A 4,515-nucleotide genomic window follows, 5' to 3' on the forward strand; every position below is an offset into this window, starting at 1 on the left:
ATGTATCTAAACTTCTTAAAGTGGAACAGAAGACTGTCTACAACTGGGTTTGGTCCGGTAAAATACCCTATCTTAAAGCTAATGGACGACTACTTTTTAGGAGAGATGAGATTGACTTAATGTTACAAAATGGGATGATTGTTAGATAACTGTTCATTTTGTACGCCTTGTTCATTTTTTAATGAACAGGGCAAATAAAATGAACAAACATCTTTGTAAACTAATTTTTATTCAGTACATTCGCGATGTTCAATCTTATTGAACAAGACTATAATACTGAACATGCGATGAACGAAATATATCTTATAGAAGAAGTTGTCAAGGCACTAAATTCTCAATGGCACTTTCTTGAAGAACTCATTACCTACGACTATCAAGTACAAGAATCTTCAGCGATAAAAAGCATCATCAAGATTATGGGTACCGAGTTCCAATGTCTCGTTGATAACGAGGTAAACGGAAGAAATCTTCCACGTATAGAGGGAAAAGCAAAGAGTTGTATGGCGGTTTGCAAGGCCCCTGTTTTATTGGTCGCAAGATATATACACCCATCTGTTTATGACACTTTGCGTAAAAAGGGACTTAGTTTTGCCGATACAGCAGGGAACTATAATATACAGCACACAAAGGGCAAGAAACTGATATTCCAACTTTCTCACACAGGAGAGAAAGCTCCCATAAATAACAGTAAGAAGTATCCGATATTCCAAGAAGCCGGATTGAAGGTAATATTTTATCTCTTACAAGCTCCCGAGAATGTTGCCAAGCCTTTTCGAGAAATCAAGGAATACAGTGGTGTATCAATAGGTACAGTCAAAAATGTGATTGATGAATTGGAAACACGTAAGTTTATACTTACTACTCACAAAAAAAGAGTCTTGAAAGAACGCCGTCTTTTACTTGACCTTTGGGTGGATAATTATCATCAGGTGCTAAAGCCCAAACTTCGATTGAAACAGTTGGACTTTCGGACACCGGAGCAAAAAGAGAAATGGGAAGAAATAGTCTTGCCCAATGGTATGCTATGGGGTGGAGAGTGTGCATCTTATTTACTGAATGGCTATCTTACGCCTGCCCTCTTTGAACTCTATACGGAGATTCCATTCTCCAATCTAATGAAGACGGGAGCTATTCGAACTACCGAAGGAGACATTCATGTATATCAGAAGTTTTGGAAAGGTGATATAATGCCCCACGTCTTGATATATGCCGATTTAGTAGGTAGTGGAGATAGTCGTTGCATTGAGGCCGCAAATAAATTATTAAACGATGAACTTTCAGATTTCAAGTGAAAAGATAGGTAACCCTTTATTAGTTGCCCTTCTTAGAAAAGTTTCTTGTTGTTTCGCTGAAATTGAGCAGGATTTTTTCGTCATCGGAGCGACAGCCCGAGATATCCTAATTCGACAGTTAGTCGGTGTAAGTTCAGGGAGAAAGACACGAGACTTAGACCTTGCCATTGCAATCTCTAATTGGGATGCTTTTGAGGAAGTCAAACAGGTACTATTGGCATATGGATTTGAAAAAGATAAGCAAATATACCAACGGTTCTACTATGACGATTACGAAATGGATATAGTTCCTTACGGAGATGTGGCAAGAGAAGATGGATGCATATATTGGCCTCCGGAGGAGGATATTGCAATGTCTGTCAAAGGGTTCACCGATGTCTTGAGTGATGCCATTACAGTGAATATTGACAAAGAATTTGACATTAAGATTGCATCATTGCATGGCTTATTTGTATTGAAGTTCAATGCTTGGTTAGATCGAAATATCCAAACAAATAAAGATGCCGTGGATATGGCTTTTATTCTTGAGAACTACTTCCTCGCTAATTTGAAGAGAGATTTGCATCCGGAGGTATACGATTGGGAGGACTTTGACGAAATTGTAGTTGGTGCTTATTGGCTTGCTTATGATATTGTCGGATTTTTATCGAAAGAGCACCTATTCCATTACAACCAATGTCTCCGAAAAGAAATTGAAAAAGAGGAGAATAGCAAACTTCTCCAACAGATCATAGATAGCTCTAGTTCGTTTCCCTATGAGAAGATACTACTTGCATTCCAAAAGATGATTCAGGTGTTTGATAAAGGACTGTGTGATGAAAATCCAAATTGAAAGCCAAAGTATAGCTACAGGCAAGAAAAATGGAGATTACATTCTGCATCAAGTGTTGCCCAATGGAGCAACACTTATTTTACTTGCGGATGGAATGGGAGGTTTATCGTTGCCTGAAATTGCTTCACAACTTGTTTGCAAAGCAATCTCGGAGTATTTGGTAAAGGGTGATGCGATTGATTGTACAGAACTTATCCGTACGAGCATTGAGTATGCAGATAATTGCTTGGCTGAATTTTGTAAAGAGAAAAGGTGCAAAATGGGAACGGCTCTAACTTTGATGTATCTCAGTGATGGTAATCTATTCTACGTATCGTTGGGAGATGTACGTCTGTATCATAAAAACAGACAGGGAGAAGTAGCTCTACTCACCACAGATCACGTAATTGTACAAGGGGAGAATGTATACCTAACTAATTGCATCTCAGGAAGAGGGTTCAGAAAACCTATTCAGGTCCAACTATTATCACTGAACACAGGAGATTTATTCCTCCTTTGTAGTGATGGCTATCACAAGGCTCATGACATTCCCGGCAGTTTTCTCTGTAAAGATTTGATACCTTCACCATTGGGCAATGATGACTGTTCTGTTGTTAGAATCAAGGTTACATAAGTGACCTTATTCGCTCAATGTTTTTCAAAAACCACAAGTCCCTTTTGTAGGTTAGACTCTTCTCACAGAAATAGGAGATCTTACATCTTCCACTTCGGCTTAGAAATCACCACACGACTCATCACGCTTTGGTCTTCCGGCTTGCTCTTCGGATCGTGCATAGAGGACTGGGGCGTTGTCATATATTGAGTAGAAGAGGAAATCTCCTTTTGCTTTGTATCTCTTATAGTTGAGCCTTGATCTTGTTCCTGCTTAGCTTTCTCCTCTTCTTTCTCTGTCTCGGAAGGGACTAATTCGAGAGCTATTTTCCGGTCGAGCTCTGCTACCTGCCCCTTAAGCAAGCGCAACTCTTCTTCTTTTTTCCACGAGCCGTTGGCAATGGCTGTGTAGATACCGATGTCTGCCGTTGCCTTGGCAAGTTCCTTCTCGTGTGACTCTATGACCTTGGGGATACGCTCCAGAGCATTAACGAAGTTAGCACAGGCGAGTTTTGGATCACTGGCGAGCCTACCATTGTTATAAGTGTAGTAGATCCCCTCCTGACCTTTGACAAAGAAACGATTGACAGATAAGGTAAACAGGTCTTTGCTGGAGCTTTCGGTCTTGACCGTTATCGAGAAGCCATAAATCTCCCCAATCTTGTGATGCTCGCCATTGGTGCGGGATTTCTCCTCAATCTCCTGAAGGCGTGCTGCCATTACCTTAATATCAGCACCCTCGTCTACGCCTTTCAGAATAAGCTTATTGATGGGATTGCTCTCAGCGTCTCGCTCTACTCGGCCCTCAAAGGTTGATAGGTCTGCTTTGGCTTCCTGCACTCTTCCCGTGTGGTACTCGATAGAGTGCTGTATCTCTGCCAATTTACCACTCGCAGCATCACGTTCTTTGAGGAAGGACTTGCGTTCCGACTCAAGGGCGGTAATCTTCTTGTCGAGTTTGGCTTTTTCGAGAAGGTCGGTATTGCCCGAAAGCACGGCAACATACTCGGAGAAATTCATACCACTATCTTCGTCCATTGAACCCTCGTCAATCGTACGAGAACCCAGCGTGTTCGTCTTGAGCTGATTGATGAAGAGCTGCTTGTTGTGTAGGAGATTGAACTTGTAGCTATCCAGAGAACGCTCCACGGCATAGATAATAACATCGACCTTGTTGTCTGCAAACTCCTTGGCGATAAGGTTGCCCTTACGCACAGCACGTCCGTTGCGTTGCTCGAGGTCTGATGGTCGCCAGGGGCAGTCCAGATGATGAACTGCCACAGCACGCTGTTGGGCATTCACACCGGTGCCGAGCATCGAGGTAGAGCCGAAGATAATACGAATATTGCCTCGGTTCATAGCATCGACCATCGCCTTCTTGGCTTTCTCATTCTTACACTCCTGAATGAAGCGAATTTCAGATGAGGGGATGTGGTAGTCCTCTACGAGTTTACGCTTGATTTCACTGTAGACATTGAAGTCATCGCCCGGCTTGTAAGTGCCTAGGTCGGAAAATACAAACTGCGTACCCTTGGTAGTGTCCCAAAAAGTGTGTAAGATTAGTTGTTCCTTTTATTCCCGGGGTAACCCCGGGGATAAAAAACTTTGAGTTTTTCGGGTTATTGCTCATTCTATTTGATACTCCGGTCTTGGAAATAGGGCAATCTCCTTGCGTAAGTCCTTTCGGTCATCTCTCGGGCAACAGATCCGAGGAGAAAGACCACGGCATCAGCCGAGGGAAGAGCCCCACGCATTCGCAACGTGCGCTTATAACTCCGATTGAGACGCTCCACCCGATTC

The 4,515-nt window shown here is 42.5% G+C and carries 4 protein-coding genes and 1 pseudogene; 4 read left to right on the forward strand and 1 reads right to left on the reverse strand.

Annotated features, from left to right (window positions below; genetic code table 11):
- From Q4A14_RS08735 to Q4A14_RS08750, 4 genes are all read left to right on the forward strand, one after another.
- Positions 1-149 (forward strand): helix-turn-helix domain-containing protein (locus Q4A14_RS08735; RefSeq protein ID WP_303171482.1); only part of this gene is annotated, 149 nt, incomplete at its 5' end.
- 138 nt (positions 150-287) lie between these two features.
- Entirely contained in the window at positions 288-1,292 is a 1,005-nt protein-coding gene (locus Q4A14_RS08740; RefSeq protein WP_303171476.1) for a type IV toxin-antitoxin system AbiEi family antitoxin, read from the forward strand.
- Positions 1,270-2,124, forward strand: a complete 855-nt coding sequence (locus Q4A14_RS08745; RefSeq protein ID WP_303171478.1) for a nucleotidyl transferase AbiEii/AbiGii toxin family protein — start codon at positions 1,270-1,272, stop codon at positions 2,122-2,124. The genes Q4A14_RS08740 and Q4A14_RS08745 overlap by 23 nt, the downstream gene beginning before the upstream one ends.
- Positions 2,108-2,737, forward strand: coding sequence for a PP2C family serine/threonine-protein phosphatase (locus Q4A14_RS08750; protein WP_303171480.1), 630 nt, complete (start codon positions 2,108-2,110; stop codon positions 2,735-2,737). The genes Q4A14_RS08745 and Q4A14_RS08750 overlap by 17 nt, the downstream gene beginning before the upstream one ends.
- A gap of 80 nt (positions 2,738-2,817) precedes the next feature.
- On the opposite strand, the pseudogene Q4A14_RS08755 reads toward Q4A14_RS08750, so the two are convergent.
- A pseudogene (locus Q4A14_RS08755) lies at positions 2,818-4,248 on the reverse strand (helicase-related protein); the annotation flags it as partial.
- Positions 4,249-4,515: the final 267 nt, after the last annotated feature.

The organism is Porphyromonas sp. (genome assembly GCF_030529325.1).
Taxonomy (GTDB): domain Bacteria; phylum Bacteroidota; class Bacteroidia; order Bacteroidales; family Porphyromonadaceae; genus Porphyromonas_A.